Annotated in this window: 15 protein-coding genes; 8 read left to right on the forward strand and 7 right to left on the reverse strand. The window is 62.8% G+C overall.

All coding sequences use genetic code 11. The features are described 5' to 3' along the window. Positions 1 to 18 precede the first annotated feature (18 nt). Positions 19 to 3,189, forward strand: coding sequence for a hybrid sensor histidine kinase/response regulator (locus HB860_RS06600; protein WP_247626121.1), 3,171 nt, complete (start codon positions 19 to 21; stop codon positions 3,187 to 3,189). Then, positions 3,186 to 4,202, forward strand: a complete 1,017-nt coding sequence (locus HB860_RS06605; protein ID WP_247626122.1) for a response regulator — start codon at positions 3,186 to 3,188, stop codon at positions 4,200 to 4,202. The genes HB860_RS06600 and HB860_RS06605 overlap by 4 nt, the downstream gene beginning before the upstream one ends. On the opposite strand, the gene HB860_RS06610 is transcribed toward HB860_RS06605, so the two are convergent. The 4 genes from HB860_RS06610 to HB860_RS06625 form a co-directional block, all read right to left on the reverse strand. Then, complete coding sequence (locus tag HB860_RS06610) at positions 4,178 to 4,822, reverse strand: MBL fold metallo-hydrolase (protein ID WP_247626123.1); 645 nt, start codon at positions 4,820 to 4,822, stop codon at positions 4,178 to 4,180. The genes HB860_RS06605 and HB860_RS06610 overlap by 25 nt on opposite strands. Then, positions 4,816 to 5,946 carry a tRNA 2-selenouridine(34) synthase MnmH gene (gene mnmH / locus HB860_RS06615; RefSeq protein WP_247626124.1) on the reverse strand — a complete coding sequence of 377 codons (1,131 nt, stop codon included), beginning with the start codon at positions 5,944 to 5,946 and terminating at the stop codon, positions 4,816 to 4,818. Before mnmH ends, HB860_RS06610 begins: the two co-directional genes overlap by 7 nt. Positions 5,947 to 5,998: 52 nt before the next feature. Next, positions 5,999 to 7,036: a selenide, water dikinase SelD gene (selD, locus tag HB860_RS06620; protein ID WP_247626125.1), complete on the reverse strand. Its 1,038-nt coding sequence runs from the start codon at positions 7,034 to 7,036 to the stop codon at positions 5,999 to 6,001. Positions 7,037 to 7,406: 370 nt separating this feature from the next. Beyond that, the gene (locus tag HB860_RS06625; protein WP_247626126.1) at positions 7,407 to 8,591 is read right to left on the reverse strand and encodes an acyltransferase family protein; all 1,185 of its coding nucleotides are present in this window, start codon (positions 8,589 to 8,591) and stop codon (positions 7,407 to 7,409) included. Positions 8,592 to 8,853: 262 nt separating this feature from the next. On the opposite strand from HB860_RS06625, the gene HB860_RS06630 reads away from it, so the two are divergent. After that, positions 8,854 to 9,498 carry a glutathione S-transferase family protein gene (locus HB860_RS06630; protein ID WP_247626127.1) on the forward strand — a complete coding sequence of 215 codons (645 nt, stop codon included), beginning with the start codon at positions 8,854 to 8,856 and terminating at the stop codon, positions 9,496 to 9,498. A gap of 410 nt (positions 9,499 to 9,908) precedes the next feature. Here HB860_RS06630 and HB860_RS06635 read toward each other — a convergent pair whose 3' ends face one another. Then, positions 9,909 to 11,102, reverse strand: coding sequence for a class I SAM-dependent methyltransferase (locus HB860_RS06635; protein ID WP_247626128.1), 1,194 nt, complete (start codon positions 11,100 to 11,102; stop codon positions 9,909 to 9,911). Between the two features lie 212 nt (positions 11,103 to 11,314). After that, the gene (locus tag HB860_RS06640; RefSeq protein WP_247626129.1) at positions 11,315 to 12,745 is read right to left on the reverse strand and encodes a methyl-accepting chemotaxis protein; all 1,431 of its coding nucleotides are present in this window, start codon (positions 12,743 to 12,745) and stop codon (positions 11,315 to 11,317) included. 83 nt (positions 12,746 to 12,828) lie between these two features. Between HB860_RS06640 and HB860_RS06645 the strand changes: the two genes are divergently transcribed. Together HB860_RS06645 and HB860_RS06650 are read left to right on the forward strand one after the other, a co-directional pair. After that, positions 12,829 to 13,101, forward strand: coding sequence for an acylphosphatase (locus HB860_RS06645; RefSeq protein ID WP_025326966.1), 273 nt, complete (start codon positions 12,829 to 12,831; stop codon positions 13,099 to 13,101). Between the two features lie 19 nt (positions 13,102 to 13,120). Continuing rightward, on the forward strand, positions 13,121 to 13,864 hold the full coding sequence (locus HB860_RS06650) for a CHAD domain-containing protein (RefSeq protein WP_247626130.1): 744 nt from the start codon (positions 13,121 to 13,123) through the stop codon (positions 13,862 to 13,864). 66 nt (positions 13,865 to 13,930) lie between these two features. Here HB860_RS06650 and metG read toward each other — a convergent pair whose 3' ends face one another. Further along, positions 13,931 to 15,964 carry a methionine--tRNA ligase gene (gene metG / locus HB860_RS06655; protein ID WP_247626131.1) on the reverse strand — a complete coding sequence of 678 codons (2,034 nt, stop codon included), beginning with the start codon at positions 15,962 to 15,964 and terminating at the stop codon, positions 13,931 to 13,933. 185 nt (positions 15,965 to 16,149) lie between these two features. Here metG and apbC point away from each other — a divergent pair, with 185 nt between their 5' ends. The 3 genes from apbC to dcd all read left to right on the forward strand — a co-directional run bounded on the left by apbC (position 16,150) and on the right by dcd (position 18,630). Beyond that, the gene (apbC, locus tag HB860_RS06660) at positions 16,150 to 17,232 is read left to right on the forward strand and encodes an iron-sulfur cluster carrier protein ApbC (RefSeq protein ID WP_247626132.1); all 1,083 of its coding nucleotides are present in this window, start codon (positions 16,150 to 16,152) and stop codon (positions 17,230 to 17,232) included. A gap of 108 nt (positions 17,233 to 17,340) precedes the next feature. Further along, positions 17,341 to 17,985: a uridine kinase gene (gene udk / locus HB860_RS06665; protein WP_139434523.1), complete on the forward strand. Its 645-nt coding sequence runs from the start codon at positions 17,341 to 17,343 to the stop codon at positions 17,983 to 17,985. 63 nt (positions 17,986 to 18,048) lie between these two features. Beyond that, on the forward strand, positions 18,049 to 18,630 hold the full coding sequence (dcd, locus tag HB860_RS06670; protein ID WP_247626133.1) for a dCTP deaminase: 582 nt from the start codon (positions 18,049 to 18,051) through the stop codon (positions 18,628 to 18,630). The last annotated feature ends 244 nt before the right edge of the window (positions 18,631 to 18,874 follow it).

The raw sequence follows: 18,874 nt of genomic DNA on the forward strand, positions 1-18,874 counted from the left end.
GGGGTGATGTTGACCGTTATGAAGGGAATCGTACGGGCATATTTCCTGCTGTTTTCACCTATCCTGCTGTTGGTCTTGGCGGGGGGCTATCTGCTGGGCAATGCACTGATCGAGCGCGAGCTCTACCGTGTTCGCAGCGATGAGAGCACCTTCCTGGCGCTCGCCAGTGGCCGCCTTGACGACGAGCTGGCGGTGCCGCTGCGCCATGTGCGCAGCATCTCGGAAGAACCCATCCTGCTCGAGGCGGCGGGTCGCAATGACAGTGACACCATGGCCGTCCAGTTCACCATCCTGATGCACCGCAATCCCGACTATGCCCAAGTGCGTTGGCTGGCCCCGGATGGCATGGAGCGGGTACGCATCGATCGTCAGGGCCAGCGCCTGCAGCGTGTGGCGGACGACCAGCTGCAGAACAAGGGGGAGCGTTACTATTTTCGCGACGCCATGGCGCTGCCCTGGGAGCGAGTCTACGTCTCCCCGCTCGATCTCAACGTTGAACACGGGGTGATTGATCGCCCCTTCAACCCCATGATCCGCATTGCCAAGCGCCTTCGCCTTGGGGGACGAGATCTTGGCTTGCTGCTCATCAACGTGCAGGCCGCCCGCATGCTCAAGGAGTTTGCCAACAGCAGCGGCAAGGCGGCCGATCACACCATGCTGTTCAACCAGGACGGTTATTGGCTGCGCAGCCCGGACCCGTCCCAGGAGTGGGGCTTCATGCTCGAGCGCCCGGATCTCACCCTGAAGCACGCTTCCCCCAAGGCCTGGCAGGCGTTCTGGGACACATCGAGCGGCCAGATGGAGTCTGCCGACGGACTGTGGAGCTGGACCACCCTGTACCCGGCGCAGAATCACGATCAGCTGATCTGGAAAGCCGCTTCCCTGGTGCCACGCAGTGAGCTGCTGGCCATTCGCACTCACATCTGGGGGATCATCTCGGCCACCTGCGCCATGCTGCTGCTGCTGTTCGGTGCCGGGGTGGCCGCCCTGGTGCGCAGCCGGCACAGAGAGCAACTGGCGCAGCAGGAGGCGGGCAGGCTGGCGCAGGTCAAAGGGGATTTCATCGCCAACATGAGCCACGAGATCCGTACCCCCATGAACGCCATCATGGGGCTGACCTACCTGCTCGAGCAGGGGAGGCTCGACGATGGCCAGCATGCCCTGGTGCGCAAGATCCACCAGGCCGGGCAGGCGCTGCTCGGGATCATCAACGACATCCTCGATTTTTCCAAGATTGAGTCGGGCCGGCTCGAGCTCGAGCGGGTGCCATTCAGCCTGGAAGAGGTGCTCGATCATGTGGCGGCCATCATGTCCACCTGCGTTGGCGGCAAGCACCTCGAACTGGTGGTGAGCAGCGCCCCCGAGCAGGTTTCCCATCTGATTGGGGACGCCCTGCGCCTCGAGCAGGTGCTGCTCAACCTGACCGGCAATGCCATCAAGTTTACCGAGCGCGGGGAGGTGGAGGTCAAGGTCGAGCTGGAAGCCGAGCAAGACGGCATGGCCACCTTGCTGTTTCGGGTGCGCGACACCGGGATCGGCATTCCCCCCGAGCAGCAGGCCAACATCTTCAATGCCTTCTCCCAGGCAGACTCCTCCACCAGCCGCCGTTTCGGGGGCACCGGGCTTGGCCTGACCATCAGTCGCCGCCTGGTGAACCTGATGGGGGGGGAGATCGGCGTCACCAGCGAACTGGGCAAGGGGAGCGAGTTCTGGTTCCGTGTCCGGCTGGAGCAGGTGGAGCGGCCCGAGGCCTTGAACGAGCGTCTGCAGCACATCTCGCTGCTCATCGCCGACGACAATCAGGTGACCCGCGACGCCCTGTCGATGACGGTGGGCTCCCTCGGTTGGCAGTCACGGGTGGTGGAGTCCGGTGAGCAGGCGCTGCACCACCTGTTGCACCAGGGTGAGCGCTTCGACGTGATCCTGCTCGACTGGATCATGCCGGGCATGGACGGGCTCGAGACCTGTCTGGCCATTCGCCGTGCCTTCGAGCGGCAGGAGCGCTCACCCATCATCATCATGGCGACCGCCTATTCCCAGGACGAGCTGATGCACAGCCCCGGTTCGGAGCAGGTGGATCTGGTGTTGCACAAGCCGGTGACCGGCTCCAGCCTCTACAACGCGGTGGCACGCCTCATCCACGAGAAGCGCGAGCACGTGGAGCCGCTGGAGAGCGGTCAGCGCCGTCTGCGCCTGCCGGGTGTACAGGTACTGCTGGTCGATGACAGCGACATCAACCTGGAGGTGGCGACCCGCCTGCTGCAACGGGAGGGGGCAGAGGTGATCACCGCCATCGACGGGGAGCGGGCCCTGGCTTGTCTCGCCGATCCGGCGCGGCGCATCGATCTGGTGCTCATGGACGTGCAGATGCCGGTGATGGATGGCTATGAGGCGACCCGTCGCCTGCGCCAGCTGCCGGGACGGGAGGAGACTCCCGTGCTGGCCCTCACCGCCGGGGTGTTCAAGGATCAGCGCGAGGCGGCGCTGGCCAGTGGCATGAACGATTTCATCGCCAAGCCGCTCGATGTGGAGCAGCTCATCGCGACCCTGCTGCGCTATCTCCCGGACATCGTGCTGCCGCTCGCCGTGAGCGACGAGCCACTCGCCCGGGAGCCGGTGGCCGGCATTGATATCGATACCGGACTTCGCAACTGGGGCGAAGCCTCGGTCTATCTCAAGTACCTGCGCCGTTTTCGCGATGACTACATGACGGTCGGCACCGTGTTGCCGGACTACATCGCCCAGCACGAGACCGATGCGGCCGCGAGCCTGACACACAAGATAAAGGGGGTGGCGGGCAGCCTGTCGCTCACCGATGTGGCGCGCATCAGCGCCGAGTTGAACGAGGCCATCGAGCAGGGGGGCGACACCAGTCAGCTCATGGCTCCCTTCCTCGAGGCGCTGGAGCGGGCACAACTCTCCATCGACACCTATGCCGGGCGCGAGCCGGGCGCCGTCAGCTCCCCGCTGGCCCAGGGGGAGGCGCGGGAGGTGTGCTTGCATGCCCTGCATCAGGCCCTGGTGAGCGAGGATCTGGATCTGATTGAGCCGGCGCTGAGCCAGGCCAGGAGTTACCTGCCTGGCGAGCTGGTGAGCGAGATAAGTGCGGCCCTGGAGCTGTTCGATATCCCGTTCGCCACCCGCAAGCTGGAGGATTATCTGGAGGATCGGGAGGAGCCTGCACCATGAATCGACCGCGAGTGCTGATCATCGACGACGAGCCGAGCAACCTCGGGCTGCTGCGGCAAATCCTCAAGGAGGAGTACAACCTCTTCTTTGCCAAGGGGGGTGAGGAGGGGCTGGCTGCCGTGGGGCGCCACGAGCCCGCCCTGATCCTGCTTGACGTGCGCATGCCCGACATGGATGGCTACGAGGTGTGCCGTCGGCTCAAGGCCGATCCGGCCCACGCCGGTATCCCGGTGCTGTTCATCACGGCGAGCGACAACGCAGACAGCGAGAGCCAGGGGTTCGAGGCGGGTGGGGTGGATTACATCTACAAGCCGGTCTGCCCGAGCACGGTGCGCGCCCGGGTGCGCAACCACCTCTCCCTGGTGCGTCTCGATCAGCTCGAGCGCAGCTATCGCACCGCCATCGTGATGTTGAGCGAGGCGGGTCACTACAACGACACCGACACCGGGGTACATATCTGGCGCATGGCCGCCTATGCCCGAGCCCTGGCCGACGCGCTTGGCTGGAGCCCGGAGCAGTCGGATCTGCTGGAGCTGGCGGCCCCCATGCACGACATGGGCAAGATTGGTATTCCCGATCACATCCTCAAGAAGCCCGGTCCCCTCAGCGAGGAGGAGTGGGTCATCATGCGCAGTCACCCGCGCATCGGTTACGAGATCCTGAGGCGCTCCGACGCCCCCATCTTTCGCATGGCGGCGGAGATTGCCCTGCATCACCACGAGAAATGGGACGGCTCGGGTTACCCCGCCGGCGAGAGCGGCGAGGGGATCCCCGAGGCATCGCGGATCGTGGCCATCGCCGATGTGTTTGACGCCCTGAGCGTGCGTCGCCCCTACAAGGAGCCCTGGCCACTGGACAGGGTGCTGGCCACCATGCGCGATGGCGCCGGCCAGCACTTCGATCCCCGGCTGCTCGCCTGCTTTCTCGAGATCATGCCGGAGATCTTGCGCCTCAAGAGCCAGTGGGATACCCGCGAGGAGCGGGGGGATTACCAGATAGGCTGTGTCAGGTAGGGATTGCTCACCTTCTCGCGACCCAGGGTGGAGCTGGGGCCGTGACCGGGCACGAAGACGATGTCATCCCCAAGGGGTAGCAGGGTCTCGGTGATCGACTTGATCAGGGTTGCGTGATCACCACGGGGAAAGTCGGTGCGGCCTATGCTGCCGGCAAAGAGCACGTCTCCCACCCAGGCGAGTCGCTCGGCCTGGCTGAGCAGCACTATGTGTCCCGGGGTGTGGCCCGGGCAGAAATAGACCTCCAGCTCGCACCGCCCCACCTGCACCTTGTCACCTTGCTCAAGCCAGCCATTCGGTGTAAAGGCCGGAGCATGGGCAAAGCCGAACATCTGGCTCTGCTGGGGCAGCATGTCGAGCCAGAAGGCATCCTCCCTGTGGGGCCCCGTGATGGCCACGCCGGTTTTCTCGCGAAGCTCGGCCGCCGCCCCCACGTGATCCAGATGCCCGTGGGTCAGCAGTATATGGGTCAGGGTCAGCCCCCGCCTGGCGATGGCCGCCAGCAGCTTCTGTGCCTCGCCACCGGGGTCAATCAGCGCCGCCTGATGGGTCTCGTCACACCAGATGAGGGAACAGTTCTGGGCGAAAGGGGTGACCGGGATCACCTCGAACTTCAACATGTGGGACTCTCCTGATGGGTCTGACGGGCGTGCTGCTCGGCGAAGTAGGCGAGGCAGGCCTGCTTGTCACCGCGAAACTGGATCCGCTCGCGCTTGTTGTTCAGCTGATAGAGGTACATGGGGTCATAGTATCGGGTCAGCAGCAGACGGATCCAGGCGAGGTGCAGCGCCGTATCCCCCGTGCTGGCCTGCTCCTGGAGGGCGGCCTGCATCAAGCCATCCAGCTCCCGGTGATCCTTGTCCCCGAGGCGGCGCTTGAGCCGGGCCAGGGCATCGGTCAGGTAGCCGGCAAACAGCGGCCAGCCCGTCTCGCTGTCGTACATCTCCAGATAGCGTTGCCAGAGATCCTGCACGTAATCCACCCGGATCTGCTCTGCTCGCTCCTCCTGGGGCACCTCTACCACCACCAGGGGGGCCTGGCACATGGCCTCATAGAGGTTGAGAGGCAGGGCGCAGCGACCGATGAGGCGGCTCTCGTCTTCCACCACGAAGGCATGTTCGCCCCTGTGCCGGCGCTTGAGCAGCTCTATGGCCAGCCGGTTCTCGAAGTTGATGTTGCTGGGCTGGCCCCCAGGCAACTGACCAAAGGAGGAGCCCCTGTGGTGGGCGTGTCCTTCCAGATCCACCGACTGGGCAATGTCGGCCAGCATGTGGGTCTTGCCTGAGCCTGTCATACCGGTCAGCACGTGCCAGTGGCACTGGGCGCTGGCGCTCTCCTGGGTATCGATGAGAAAGCGGCGCAGCTCCTTGTAGCCGCCGGCCACCCGCGGGCGGGTGACCCCGACCTCATGCAGCCACTGTTGCACCGTCTGGGAGCGCAGGCCGCCACGGAAACAGTAGAGCAGGGCATCGGGCTGCTGGCGCAACTGCGCCAGCCATCCTTCGATACGGGCGGCGCGCACGGCGCCCCCCACCAGCTTGTGGCCGAGTTCGATGGCCGCCGCCTGACCCTGCTGCTTGTAACAGGTGCCCACCTGGGCGCGTTCGTCATCCGTCATCAGCGGCAGACTGACGGCGTTGGGGAAGGCCCCTTCCTGGAATTCGACGGGGGCGCGCAGATCGATGAGGGGCACGTCTTCCAGGAAGATGCGCGCCAGGTTTGTTTCGAGCGGCAGCTCACTCATCGCGCAGCCCCCTGAGAGATCAGAACCGTCCGGGCAACAAATCGCAGGGCACTCATTGGATGACCTCGATAAAGCGCGCGCCATCGAGAGCCTGCAAGCGGCCAATGGGGGAGAGGCTCAGCCCGGCCTGCTCGGCAATGGCGAGGAATTCGGCCTCGGTTTCCTGACCGACGGCCACCAGCAGGCCGCCGCTGGTCTGGGGATCGCACAGTATGTTGCGGGTGCGATCGTCCATGGCATCGAGCTTGTGGCCATAGGAGTCGTGGTTGCGCAGGGTGCCGCCCGGCACACAACCCTCATTCAGGTAGTGATCCACTTCGTCCAGCAGCGGCAGCGCCTTGAAGTCGAGGCGGGCGCACACCCCTGAGCCTTCGCACATCTCCAGCAGGTGGCCGGCCAGCCCGAAGCCGGTGACGTCCGTCATGGCGTGCACGCCGGGCAGGGCCGCAAACTGCTGGCCAATCTTGTTGAGGGTGCACATGGCCTCGGGGGCCAGCTGCTCATGCTCGGGTTTGAGCTTGCCCTTCTTCTGGGCCGTGGTGAGGATGCCGATGCCAAGGGGCTTGGTGAGATAGAGCACGTCACCCACCTGGGCGGTGTCGTTCTGCTTGATGGCACCCAGCGGCACTATGCCGGTCACCGCGAGGCCGAAGATGGGCTCGGGGGCATCGATACTGTGACCACCGGCCAGGGAAATACCCGCCTCGTGACACACCTGACGACCGCCGTCGATCACCTGCTGGGCCACTTCAGGCGCAAGCGTGTTGATGGGCCAGCCGAGGATGGCGATGGCGACGATGGGCTTGCCGCCCATGGCATAGATGTCGCTGATGGCGTTGGTGGCGGCGATGCGGCCGAAGGTGAAGGGATCGTCGACGATGGGCATGAAGAAGTCGGTGGTGGAGACGATGCCCTGACCGTTGCCTATGTCCACCACGGCGGCGTCATCCTTGCTGCTGTTGCCGACGATCAGGGTCGGATCGTCAAAGCCCGGGATCTGGCTCTTCAAAATGGTGTCGAGCACCTTGGGGGAGATTTTGCAGCCACAGCCAGCGCCGTGGCTGTACTGGGTCAGACGAATGGAAGACATGCTTACCCCTTGTTTGTGCAAACAGTGCAGAGGCTCTGTTGAGCCGTCAAATGCGCGCTCAAGCGCGTGAAATTCGGGTGGCCCTGGTTGCCTTGGGAGGCTGCGATGTCACGCAAGGCTGCCGGACAGGACGGGGAAGGAGGGGCGACATGGTGCGCCAGCGCAGCCCCGCCAAGGGCCACAGGACGGGGCATTATGCCACAAATGCCCTCTCTGGTTCGAACTGGAATTCACACATAACGCAGGGGATTGGTGGGCAAAAAAGAGAGGGATCGGCCTTATGCCACGAGCTGGCGGCAAGGGATCTCCCCCTGTGTTGCCCCGAGGGCGAGCCATGCTCCCCCATCGGGGCAACGTGTGCGCAAGTGCCTTACCCGGCTTGCTCCATCGCTGGCTGGCGAGCCTTGCCGAGCCGGCGCAGGCGCCGCTGCAGTGGCCGCTCCAGCAGGGTGTAGCTCAAGGCCGAGAGGCCGATCAGCACGGCGAGCATCAGCAGGGTGGCCAGCACCCCCAGCAGCGGGCTGGTCTGGGCATACCACCACTCGGTGAGCTCCGGCGCCAGATAGTGGACAAGCTCGCAGCCGGTGAGCAGCACCAGCGCATGGAGCAAGTAGATGGAGTAGGAGAGATCCCCCAGCCAGTTGGTGATGCGGTTATCAAGCAGGCGCAGCAACGGGCTCTGGCGCTCCCTCTGGGCGGCGGCAATCCAGATCAGCAGCACGTAAGCGCCTATCAGCAACAGGGTCAGCAGCGGCGTCATGGTGAACTGCATCAAGACGAAGGGGAGGATAAAGGCGAGCAGCAGCGGCAGATCCCGCTGCATCATGGGCAAGGATTGCGCGGCTTTGACCCTTGGCAGCAACCAGAGCCCGAGCACGAATTCACTCACTCCCCGTCCCACCGCCAACACGCCGCTGGTGACATCCAGGGAGCCACGACTGTGCACGATAAAGGCCAGCACCGTCAGCGCCAGCAGGGGGGCGAGATGGCTCCAGCGACTGCGGGTGACGGCGAGGGGAATAAGCAGCGGGAACAGCAGATAGCTTATCCACTCCACGCTCAGGGACCAGGCGGCGAAGTTCCAGGTCAGCCCCTGATCCGTCACCACCTGCAGCAGCAGGAAGGAGCTTGGCAGCGCCTTTGCCGGGGTGAAGGGGGAGCCGAAGGGAGGCATGCCCTCCCACTCCCACATCTTGAACAGGGGGCCGGCATAGAAGCCCACCCCATGCCGGGCCTTGTAAAGCTCCCAGCCCACCAGCAGCAGCAGGGTCACCAGATAGAGGGGATAGACCCGGGTCAGCCGCAGCCAGAGGAAGCGGCCATAACCGATAGCGCGGGGCGTGCGGGCGAAGGCCTCCCCGTAGACGTGGGCCAGCACCAGTCCGCTCAAAATAAAGAAGAGATCGACCCAGAGGTAGCCGTTCTCGATGAGTTGGGTGTGGCCTGCGATGGACTCCATCCACTGGGGAAAGAGCAACAGGCGGGCATGGAACAGCACCACCATCAGGGCAGCTATGCCCCGCAGCGGCGTCAATAGCGGCAATGATTGATTCATGACGGGATCCTTGTGATGTTCAGCTTGGCCTGACATCGATTTTTTGTTGTGGTGCCGCCCCTCAACCCTGATGGGTCGGCTGCCTCGGCTTGGCTGCCGCAGGCGGGATCACCCTACCCAAAAGAGAGCCATACGGGTGTGACTGTCGTCATGAATGTGCGTTTATCACGCAAAAATCGCCTGCTCTCTGGGGGAAGATCAGGAGCAGACACGGGGATCTAGACTAGGAAGGTCGCCCACATGAATGCAAGGAGCACGCCCGATGAAACTCTATGCCCATCCCTTTTCGTCCTACAGCCAGAAGGTGCTGATCGCCCTCTACGAGAATGATGTCCCCTTCGATTACCTCAACCTGGAGGCGGCGACGGTGAAGGAGGAACTCGCCAGCCTCTGGCCCCTCAAGCGCTTTCCCTTGCTGGTGGAGCAGGGGCGCACCCTGATAGAAAGCAGCACCATCATCGAATATCTCCAATGCGCGCATCCCGGTCCCCGTTGTCTGGTGCCCGCAGGGGAGGAGGGGATCGAGGTTCACATGCTCGATCGCCTGTTCGACAACTATGTGATGACGCCGATGCAGAAGGTGGTGCTGGACAGGATGCGCCCGGCGGGGGATCACGATGGTTACGGCGTCGCCCAGGCCAGGGAGCTGCTGGACAAGATCTACCCCTGGCTGGACCAGCGCCTCACCGGACGCACCTGGGCGGCAGGGGAGGCGTTCACCCTGGCCGATTGTGCCGCCGCCCCTTCGCTCTTCTATGCCGACTGGGCCCATGAGATCCCGCACTCACTCACCAGGCTGCGTGCCTACCGTGCCCGTCTGCTGGGTCACCCCTCCATAGTCCGGGTGGTGGATGAGGCGAGGCCCTACCGCCACTACTTCCCCCTGGGGGCGCCGGCCCGTGACTGAGGCGGGCGCGTGATCCCGGCAGAAGGCAGCGAACCCAGCACTGAAACCGGACGGGGAATGGTCGGGAGGGGGAAGCGTGTTTTATGCATAGAAATGAGTTTTGATGCGTTTTTTTCTGATATTTTCCCGAAGATTTTCCAAGTGTCGTGATTTTATTTTCATATTTTTGCATAAAGTTAGTGGTCATCTTCACCGCTGGTGAGTGCCATCTGCCGGTGAGCATGAAGCTTGGCGAAAGGCGAGGGGGCGGGAGGAGTGGCGGCCAGTTAAGGAGAGCACAGACGGAGTGAGCCTCGTTATCTCGTGGGCGCACAAAACAGAGAAGGCCCGCTATCGTAGCGGGCCTTCTCTGTGATAGGGCTTGTCATCAAGCCCTGGTCTGGCACTGTGCCAGCGCGGGTTGGTGCGGCTTAGCGGGCACGCACCACCAACCCCTTGAGGTAGAAGCCTTCCGGATAGGCGGTCCCTATGGGGTGATCGGAAGCCTGGGACAAGAGCTCCAGGATCTGAGCATCGCGACCGGCATCGAGCGCGGCATCGGCCACTATCTTCTGGAACAGGCTCTGCTCCATCAGGCCGGAGCAGGAGTAGGTCAGCAGTACGCCACCCGGCGCCAGCAGCTGGAACGCCAGCATGTTGATGTCCTTGTAGCCGCGGCAGGCACCCAGCAGCTGGGCCTTGCTCTCGGCAAACTTGGGCGGATCCAGCACGATCACATCGAACTTCTCGCCCTTCTCGCGGTATTCCCGCAGCAGCTTGAACACGTCGTGGCGCACGAACTGGGTGGTGCTGGTATCCAGGCCGTTCAGCTCGGCGTTCTGGTGGGCGATGTCCAGGGCGTTCTGGGAGAGATCGACGTTGACCACTTCCCTGGCGCCGCCCTTGAGGGCATAGACGCCAAAACCACCGGTGTAGCAGAAGCAGTTGAGCACCCGCTTGCCTTCGGTGTATTTGGCGGCCGCCTGGCGGTTGTCACGCTGATCCAGATAGAAACCGGTCTTGTGACCGTTGCGGATGTCCACCAGGATCTTGACGCCGCCATTCTCCTCGATCACCACAGGCTCGGTCGGGGTCTCGCCATGGATGACGCCGGTGCGCTCTTTCAGCCCTTCCTTCTTGCGCACCGCCACGTCGGAGCGCTCATAGATGCTGCACTCCGGGTAGAGGGTACGCAGGGCCTGGGTGATAAGGTCCCGTTGGAACTCGGCACCGGCAGAGAGGATCTGGCACACCAGGAAGTTGGCGTAACGGTCTATGGTCAGGCCAGGCAGGCCGTCGGATTCGGCGGCGCAGAGGCGATAGCCGGTGAGGCCCTGACGCTTGATCAGCGGATCCCGGGACTCTTGCGCATATTTGAGGCGGCGGATGAAGAAGTCGAGATCGACGGTTTCGTCCTTGTCGAAGGTCCAGACCCGGGCACGGATCTGAGAGCTGCCTGACCAGGCGCCCCGGGCGAGCCACTTGCCATCGTTTGAGTAGATCTCGACGGTATCGCCATCGATGGGGTTGCCCTGTACCTTGTCGATCCCCTTGGAGAAGATCCAGGGGTGACGGCGCAGCAGGGATTTTTCGCGGCCTTTGACGAGATAGATGGAAGCGCTCATGGGTAGTTGCCGATGCTAAAAAGAGAAGGGGGCATATAGTAGGGGCTGTTGCGGTTGGTGCGCAAGCCGCGTCGCAGCGATAAATGCATAGGCGCAGCTGCTGTGGCGCCAGGCGCCATGTACCGAAGCGCCTTGTATTGCCCCGAGGGGCCTGGAAAGGGGATGAAAAAAGGCCATCTGCGAGATGGCCTTTCTGTGACACTGGGCTGGCGTCAGATCCGCAGGCCCGTCATGGCCTGGCCGAGCTCGGTGGCGGTGGCCTTGAGGCCAGTGGTGCCGGCGACCGAGGCGCTGGCGGACTCTTCCACCCGGCTGGCCTCGTGGCGCACCTGATCCAGGTTGCGGGTGATCTCTTCTGCTACCGAGCTCTGCTCTTCGCTGGAGGTGGCGATCTGGGTGCTCATCTCCAGCACGGCGTCGCTGTGGCTGCTCAGCTTGTCGATGTCCTGCCCCACTTCTGTGATGAGCTGCTGGCTGCTGGCGGCGCGTCCGACCGTCTTCTCCATGATGTCGTTGAGCGCCCCTGTGCCGGCCTGCAGCTCTTCAATCATCTGCTGGATCTCCACCGTGGCCTGCTGGGTACGGCTGGCGAGGGTGCGTACCTCGTCTGCCACCACGGCAAAACCGCGGCCCTGTTCGCCGGCCCGGGCGGCCTCGATGGCGGCGTTGAGCGCCAGCAGGTTGGTCTGCTGGGAGATGGCGTTGATGACGTTGACCACCTCGTTGATGCGGTTGGCATTGTGGGTCAGCCGCTCGACGGCGCCTGAGGCGTTGCCTATCTCGTCCGCCAGGGTACGGATGGCGGCTATGGTGCGAGCCACCCGCTGGGCGCCGTTGGCTGCCTCTTCGCTGGACTGGCGGGTCTGCAGCAGGGTGTCGTTGGCGTTGCGGGCCACTTCGCGGATTGCCGCCGACATCTGTTCCATGGCGGCGGCCAGGGAGTCCATGTGCTGGCGTTGGGCGCGGGCCAGGGTCTCTCCGTCGCTGGCGTGCTCGCGGAACTCGTCGGCGGCCATGGTGAGCGCCTCGGCGGACTCCTCCACCAGTTGCACTATCTTGTGCTGGCGATCGGTGAAGCGGTCTATGCTGCCCGCCAGGATGGAGAACTCGTCCCGCACCGGGAAGAAGTTGAGGCGGAAGGTGAGATCCCCGTTCGCCACCGTCTGCAGCGCCTTGTTGGTGGAGTAGAGGGCTCCGGAAACGAAGGTCATCAGATAGTGGGTGATGAGGGCAAGCAGGGCGGCCAGCACGGCTATGATGGTGAGGGTCGTCCCCTGTCCATCCCACATGGAAAAGTTGCCGGCATCCAGGGTGCCGCTGACAAAACCGGCCTGACCGGCCTGGGCACTATATTGAAAGCGATCGCCCTGCTGGGTCAGACCGGCACTGCCGGAGGGTGTCAGGGTGAGCTCGGCCGGCAGGGTGAGGGTGGGCTGCTGGGTGATCAACTGGGCCGTGGTCTCTACCCGTTGCTTGAGTTGATCCAGCCGGATCTGCATCTGCTGATCATGGCCGTCGGCCAGCAGGTACCAGGTGAGAAAGGCGATGAACAACAAGGGGCACCAGAAGGTGATGAGAAATTTTTCGCTGATCGTGAGGTGAATGAGATAACGGTCAACCCACCGGAATTTAACTTCTTTCATAATGGTATTGCGTCCTGCAAGGGAGAGAGTGTCGTGCTCATTATCGCCTTGGGGGAAAATTTCTTAAGGGGAAGGTGTGATAAATGGGAGAGCAATCGTTTGTCGTGCGAGTGTGGGGCCAGGTACAGGGGGTGGGGTTTCGTTACTTCACCCGGGAGCGGGCACTGCAGCTGGGGCTCAGGGGGCATGCCTACAACCTGGAGGATGGCTCTGTGGAGATCCTCATCGCCGGCCCTGAGCAGAAGGTGCAGATGATGCTGGGCTGGCTGGAGCACGGGCCCCGAACGGCCACTGTGACCAAGATGGAGTGCACCCGGGCATTGCCCCCCACGGGCTCCGGTTTTCATACCAACTGAGCAGGCAGGAGGCCGGCAGATGATGGATCAGGGCAAGGGGCTAGAGCAGGTACGCCGTCTCATGGATCAATACTGGGCCGCCACCCTGGCCCTGCGCCAGCGGGCGGGGCAGGAGGAGGTCCATGCCTACCGGATTGCGACCCGTCGCCTGCTGGCCCTGCTCGCCCTCTGGCGCCCCCTGATCCATGAGCCCGGGCTGGAGCGGCGACTGATGCGCGCGGCGGGCAGACTCTCCGCCCTGCGGGATGCCCAAGTCTATGCGGCGCACTTTGGTGGCAAGCCCCTCCCTGAGGCCATTCCCCGGGTGCCCATGCTGACGGTGCGACTGGCGCGCTGGCTGGATCGGCTGCTGCAAGTCCCTGCCGACTTCAATCCCCTGCCGCTTTTTCAGATGCATCTCGCGCTCGGTCTGGCGGATTGCCTGGCCGAGCCCGGGCTGGAGATACCCTCGGCCGGCAACAGGCTGCGGCTGCGCCACTGGCACAGGTTGCGGCTGGTCCTGAAGCAGACCCGTTATGGGGTGGAGCTGCTGGTGGGACAGGGGGAGGGCGATCCGACCTGGCTCTCCATGCTGATCGAGTGGCAGGACAGGCTGGGTCAGTTGCAGGATGCCCGGCAATGGCGCAGGCGGCTGCGTCGCCAGAAGGGGCGGAGCAAGCAAGTGCGCGCCCTGCAGGAGGCGATACGCTGCCAGTTGCGCCAGCTGGACTGTCGGCAGGCAGAGCTGATTGGGCTGCGGATGGCGTTGCTGCGCCAAGGTTAGCGGGAAGAAAAAGGGATAAAAAAGAGAGGCGCCGGGCCTCTCTTTTCAATGGGATGTCGGCTGCGCTTACTTGACGCGCATGCCTGGCTGGGCGCCTTCCTGGGGCTCCAGGATCCAGAGATCCTTGCCACCCGGGCCTGCGGCCAGCACCATGCCCTCGGACATGCCAAAACGCATCTTGCGCGGGGCCAGGTTGGCCACCATCACGGTCAGCTTGCCTTCCAGATCTTCCGGGTTGTAGGCGGACTTGATGCCGGCAAACACCTGACGGGTCTCACCGCCGATGTCGAGCTGAAGTTTCAGCAGCTTCTCGGCTTCCGGTACCGCTTCGGCCTTCTTGATCAGCGCGACGCGCAGGTCAATCTTGGCAAAATCCTCGTAGCTGATGGTCTCGCTGATGGGGTCATCTGCCAGCGGACCGGTTGCTTTTGGTGCCTGCTCCTTGGCGAGATCTTCCTTGGAGGCTTCCACCATGGCTTCCACCTTGGCAGGCTCGATGCGAGAGAACAGCGCCTTGAACGGGGCCAGCTGGTGGTTGGTCAGCGGCTTGGCCACCCCTTCCCAGCTGAGGGTCTCGCCCAGGAAGGCTTCGGCGCGCTCGGCCAGGTGCGGCATGACGGGTTTGAGGTAGGCCATCAGCACCCGGAACAGGTTGATGCCGACGGAGCAGACGTCCTGCAGCTGGGCGTCAGCCCCTTCCTGCTTGGCGATGACCCAGGGGGCCTTGTCGTCCACGTAGCGGTTGGCCTTGTCGGCCAGCGCCATGATCTCGCGGATGGCGCGGCTGAACTCGCGGGCCTCGTAGGCATCGGCGATGGCGGCGCTGGCGCTCGCGAACTCGCTATAGAGCTCGGGCTCGCTGCACACATCGGCCAGCTTGCCGTCAAAACGCTTGGCGATAAAGCCGGCGTTGCGTGAAGCCAGATTGACCAGCTTGTTGACCACGTCGGCATTGACCCGGGAGACGAAGTCTTCGAGGTTCAAGTCCAGATCGTCGATGCGGCTGTTGAGCTTGGCGGCGTAGTAGTAACGCAGGCACTCGGGATCCAGGTGCTTGAGGTAGGTGGAAGCCTTGATGAAGGTGCCCTTGGACTTGGACATCTTGGCGCCGTTGACGGTCACATAGCCGTGCACGTTGACCTTGGTCGGCTTGCGGAAACCAGCCCCCTCCAGCATGGCCGGCCAGAACAGGCAGTGGAAGTAGGCGATGTCCTTGCCGATGAAGTGATAGAGCTCGGCGTCGGAGTCCGCCTTCCAGTAGCTGTCGAAGTCGATGTCGCCGCGCTTGTCGCACAGGTTCTTGAACGACGCCATATAGCCGATGGGGGCATCCAGCCAGACGTAGAAGTACTTGCCCGGGGCGCCCGGGATCTCGAAGCCGAAGTAGGGGGCGTCGCGGGTGATGTCCCACTGCTGCAGGCCGGATTCGAACCACTCTTGCATCTTGTTGGCCATCTCTTCCTGGATGGCGCCTGAGCCGCGCACCCAGTCGGCGAGCCAGGCTTCGAACTGGGGCAGATCGAAGAAGTAGTGCTCGGAGTCCTTCATCACCGGGGTCGCACCGGAGACGGCGGATTTCGGATCGATAAGCTCGGTCGGGCTGTAGGTGGCGCCGCACGCGTCGCAGTTGTCACCGTATTGCTCCGGGGACTTGCACTTGGGGCAGGTACCCTTGACGAAGCGGTCCGGCAGGAACATGGACTTTTCCGGATCGAACAGCTGGGAGATGGTGCGGATCTTGATCTTGCCGGACTCCTTGAGGCGGCCATAGATAAGCCCGGCCAGCTCGCGGTTCTCGTCGCTGTGGGTCGAGTGATAGTTGTCGAAGCTGATGTTGAAGCCGGCAAAATCCCCCTGATGCTCCTGGGATACGGCGGCGATCATCTCCTCGGGAGTGATCCCCATCTGCTGCGCCTTGAGCATGATGGGGGTGCCGTGCGCGTCATCGGCACAGACGAAATGCACCTGATGGCCACGCATTCGCTGATAACGAACCCAGATATCGGCCTGGATGTGTTCCAGCATGTGGCCAAGATGGATGGAGCCGTTGGCATAGGGGAGGGCGCAGGTTACCAGCATTCTACGAGGATCAGTTGCCATAATACGTTCTTGATGTGCCTGTTGGGATGATACAGTGCCGAGCATGTTACCCGAATTGGGGGCGGCCTGCCTAGGGTTGTGGCCCCTGGGGCCTTGGCTGACGGCATCAGCAAGGCGTCGGCAAGCCACTGATTTGTGTGCGGTAACCGTTCACCTCAGGATAACGACAACATAATGGGGAGTTAATGGTGATTGATTCAGTAAAACAGATCCTTGCCGAATTTAAGCCGGCTGGATGGGGCCAGGATCTGGTGGCGGCCGGTTTTGTACGTGCCGTCGAGCAGCATGGGCAGACCCTGACCATCAAGCTGGTGCTGCCCTTTGCCGGCCAGACCCTGTTTGAACAGATGAAAGAAGCATTCGATGCGCAGATCAGGGCCGCCACGGGGGCCGCCATCGTCGACTGGCAGTGCGACATCGAAGTGGCGAGCATGCCCCGCGCCCAGCAACTGGCGGCGGTACAGGGCATTCGCAACATCCTGGTGGTGGCCTCCGGCAAGGGGGGGGTGGGCAAGTCCACCACCGCCGTCAACCTGGCGCTGGCGCTGCAAAAGGAGGGGGCGCGGGTCGCCATTCTGGACGCGGACATCTATGGCCCCTCCATTCCGACCATGATGGGGACCCTCAAGGAGCGCCCCCACAGCCTGGATGGCAAGCTGATGGAGCCCGTCATGGCCTGCGGTCTCAAGACCAACAGCATCGGTTATCTGGTGGCGGAGCAGGATGCCACTATCTGGCGTGGCCCCATGGCGAGCAAGGCGCTGGCACAGATCCTCCACGAGACCCGCTGGGGCGAGGTGGATTATATGGTGGTGGACATGCCCCCGGGCACGGGGGACATCCAGCTCACCCTGGCCCAGCAGGTACCCACCACGGCGGCGGTGATCGTCACCACACCGCAGGATGTGGCGCTGGCGGATGCCCGCAAGGGGATCGCCATGTTCAACAAGGTCAATGTGCCCGTGCTCGGCATCGTCGAGAACATGAGCTATCACGTCTGCAGTGCCTGCGGTCATCACGAGGCGCTGTTCGGTACCGGCGGCGGCCAGAAGATGGCAGAACAGTATCAAGTGGCGCTGCTTGGCCAGTTGCCGCTGCACATCGACATCCGCCAGGACATGGACGATGGCTGTCCCACCGTGTTCGGAACACCGGAAGGCGCTCTGGCTGAGGCCTATCTGAAACTGGCTCGTCGGGTGGGGGCCGAGCTCTATTTCAGCGGTAAACCGATTGCGACCCCGCTCTACACGGTGGCGCTGGACGAATAATCGGCTGTCGGCCGGTTGCAACAGATTTAGGGTGGGCATGGCCCACCCTTTTTTATATAATGGATCGGTTTAAACAATCCCCAGTGCTCTTCTCTTTAGGTATTTTCAATGTCTGATACTCAACATTCGTGTGTGATCATCGGTATTGCTGGTGCATCCGCATCCGGCAAGAGTCTTATCGCTCAAACCATCTACGAAGAGCTGGTGGCCGAGCTGGGCGCAGGTCAGATTGGTGTGATCACCGAGGATTGCTACTACCGTGATCAGACCCACCTGACCATGGAAGAGCGGGTCAAGACCAACTATGACCACCCCAATGCCCTGGATCACGATCTGCTGGTGCAGCATCTGACCCAGCTGGTGCAAGGGGATGCCGTCAATATTCCCCAGTACTCCTATACCGAACACACGCGCATGAGCGAAGTCACCACCTTCGCACCGCGCCGGGTCATCATCCTGGAAGGCATACTGCTGCTGACCGACAGTCGTCTGCGTGAGCTGATGGATGCCTCCATCTTCATGGATACCCCGCTCGACATCTGCCTGCTGCGCCGTCTGGTGCGTGACGTGCAAGAGCGCGGCCGTACCATGGACTCCGTCCTCAAGCAGTATCAGAAGACGGTCCGCCCCATGTTCATGCAGTTCATCGACCCGTCCAAGCAGTATGCGGACGTGATCGTGCCCCGTGGCGGCAAGAACCGCATTGCCATCGACATGCTCAAGGCGCGTATCCGCCACATGTTGATTGGTTGATATGAAACAAGCCGGGTGATGCCCGGCTTTTTTAAATGAAACTTTTGTCAGGAGAGTCGCCGAATGCGTCTTTGTGATATCGATATCGAACGCCATCTGGATGAAGGCAAGATCGTCATTGAGCCGAGGCCCGGTGTTGAGCGGATCAGTGGCGTCAGCGTCGATGTGCTGCTCGGCAACGAGTTTCGGGTGTTTCGCGATCATACCGCGCCTTATATCGACCTCGGCGGCACCAGTGCCGAGATGGCCGATGCCATCGAGCGGGTGATGAGCGAGGAGATCCACATTCCGGACGGGGAAGCCTTCTATCTGCACCCGGGTCAGCTGGCGCTGGCGGTGACCTACGAGTCCGTGACCCTGCCTGCGGACATCGTCGGCTGGCTGGACGGACGCTCCTCTCTGGCACGGCTCGGCCTCATGGTCCACGTGACCGCGCATCGCATCGATCCGGGCTGGTCCGGTCGCATCGTGCTGGAGTTCTACAACGGCGGCAAGCTGCCGCTGGCACTGCGTCCCAAGATGAAGATAGGGGCGCTGAACTTCGAGATGCTCTCCGGCGCCGCGGCCCGTCCTTACAACAAGCGGGAAAACGCCAAGTACAAGAGCCAGCAAGGCGCGGTGGCCAGCCGCATCAACCAGGACTGATGTCCGCCTTCATGCTGCTTATATAGAGGGTGCTTCGGCACCCTTTTGCCTTTTCTGCAAAGGGGAGGGGCGTGCGATACGGCGGCCAACGACCTGGAAACCTGATGGTAAAACGTGTGTAAAATCGCCAGCTTGGCGGTACGATGAGGGATGGTTGGTGTTGATTGACACCTACCCATGAGGTCTGAACGGGCTTTAATTAATCCGCGACAAGCCCGATCCCTGCTGGGCCTAAGTCATTTTC

It is taken from the genome of Aeromonas genomosp. paramedia, assembly GCF_023093515.1.
Classification (GTDB): domain Bacteria; phylum Pseudomonadota; class Gammaproteobacteria; order Enterobacterales; family Aeromonadaceae; genus Aeromonas.

Excerpts from the sequence above, each read along its gene's own strand:
- metG (WP_247626131.1), bottom strand. The coding sequence starts at position 15,964 with ATGGCAACTGATCCTCGTAGAATGCTGGTAACCTGCGCCCTCCCCTAT.
- HB860_RS06625 (WP_247626126.1), bottom strand. The coding sequence starts at position 8,591 with ATGAATCAATCATTGCCGCTATTGACGCCGCTGCGGGGCATAGCTGCC.
- HB860_RS06600 (WP_247626121.1), top strand. The coding sequence starts at position 19 with ATGAAGGGAATCGTACGGGCATATTTCCTGCTGTTTTCACCTATCCTG.
- HB860_RS06610 (WP_247626123.1), bottom strand. The coding sequence starts at position 4,822 with ATGTTGAAGTTCGAGGTGATCCCGGTCACCCCTTTCGCCCAGAACTGT.
- HB860_RS06630 (WP_247626127.1), top strand. The coding sequence starts at position 8,854 with ATGAAACTCTATGCCCATCCCTTTTCGTCCTACAGCCAGAAGGTGCTG.
- HB860_RS06650 (WP_247626130.1), top strand. The coding sequence starts at position 13,121 with ATGATGGATCAGGGCAAGGGGCTAGAGCAGGTACGCCGTCTCATGGAT.
- udk (WP_139434523.1), top strand. The coding sequence starts at position 17,341 with ATGTCTGATACTCAACATTCGTGTGTGATCATCGGTATTGCTGGTGCA.
- HB860_RS06635 (WP_247626128.1), bottom strand. The coding sequence starts at position 11,102 with ATGAGCGCTTCCATCTATCTCGTCAAAGGCCGCGAAAAATCCCTGCTG.
- mnmH (WP_247626124.1), bottom strand. The coding sequence starts at position 5,946 with ATGAGTGAGCTGCCGCTCGAAACAAACCTGGCGCGCATCTTCCTGGAA.
- HB860_RS06645 (WP_025326966.1), top strand. The coding sequence starts at position 12,829 with ATGGGAGAGCAATCGTTTGTCGTGCGAGTGTGGGGCCAGGTACAGGGG.
- selD (WP_247626125.1), bottom strand. The coding sequence starts at position 7,036 with ATGTCTTCCATTCGTCTGACCCAGTACAGCCACGGCGCTGGCTGTGGC.
- HB860_RS06640 (WP_247626129.1), bottom strand. The coding sequence starts at position 12,745 with ATGAAAGAAGTTAAATTCCGGTGGGTTGACCGTTATCTCATTCACCTC.
- HB860_RS06605 (WP_247626122.1), top strand. The coding sequence starts at position 3,186 with ATGAATCGACCGCGAGTGCTGATCATCGACGACGAGCCGAGCAACCTC.
- apbC (WP_247626132.1), top strand. The coding sequence starts at position 16,150 with ATGGTGATTGATTCAGTAAAACAGATCCTTGCCGAATTTAAGCCGGCT.
- dcd (WP_247626133.1), top strand. The coding sequence starts at position 18,049 with ATGCGTCTTTGTGATATCGATATCGAACGCCATCTGGATGAAGGCAAG.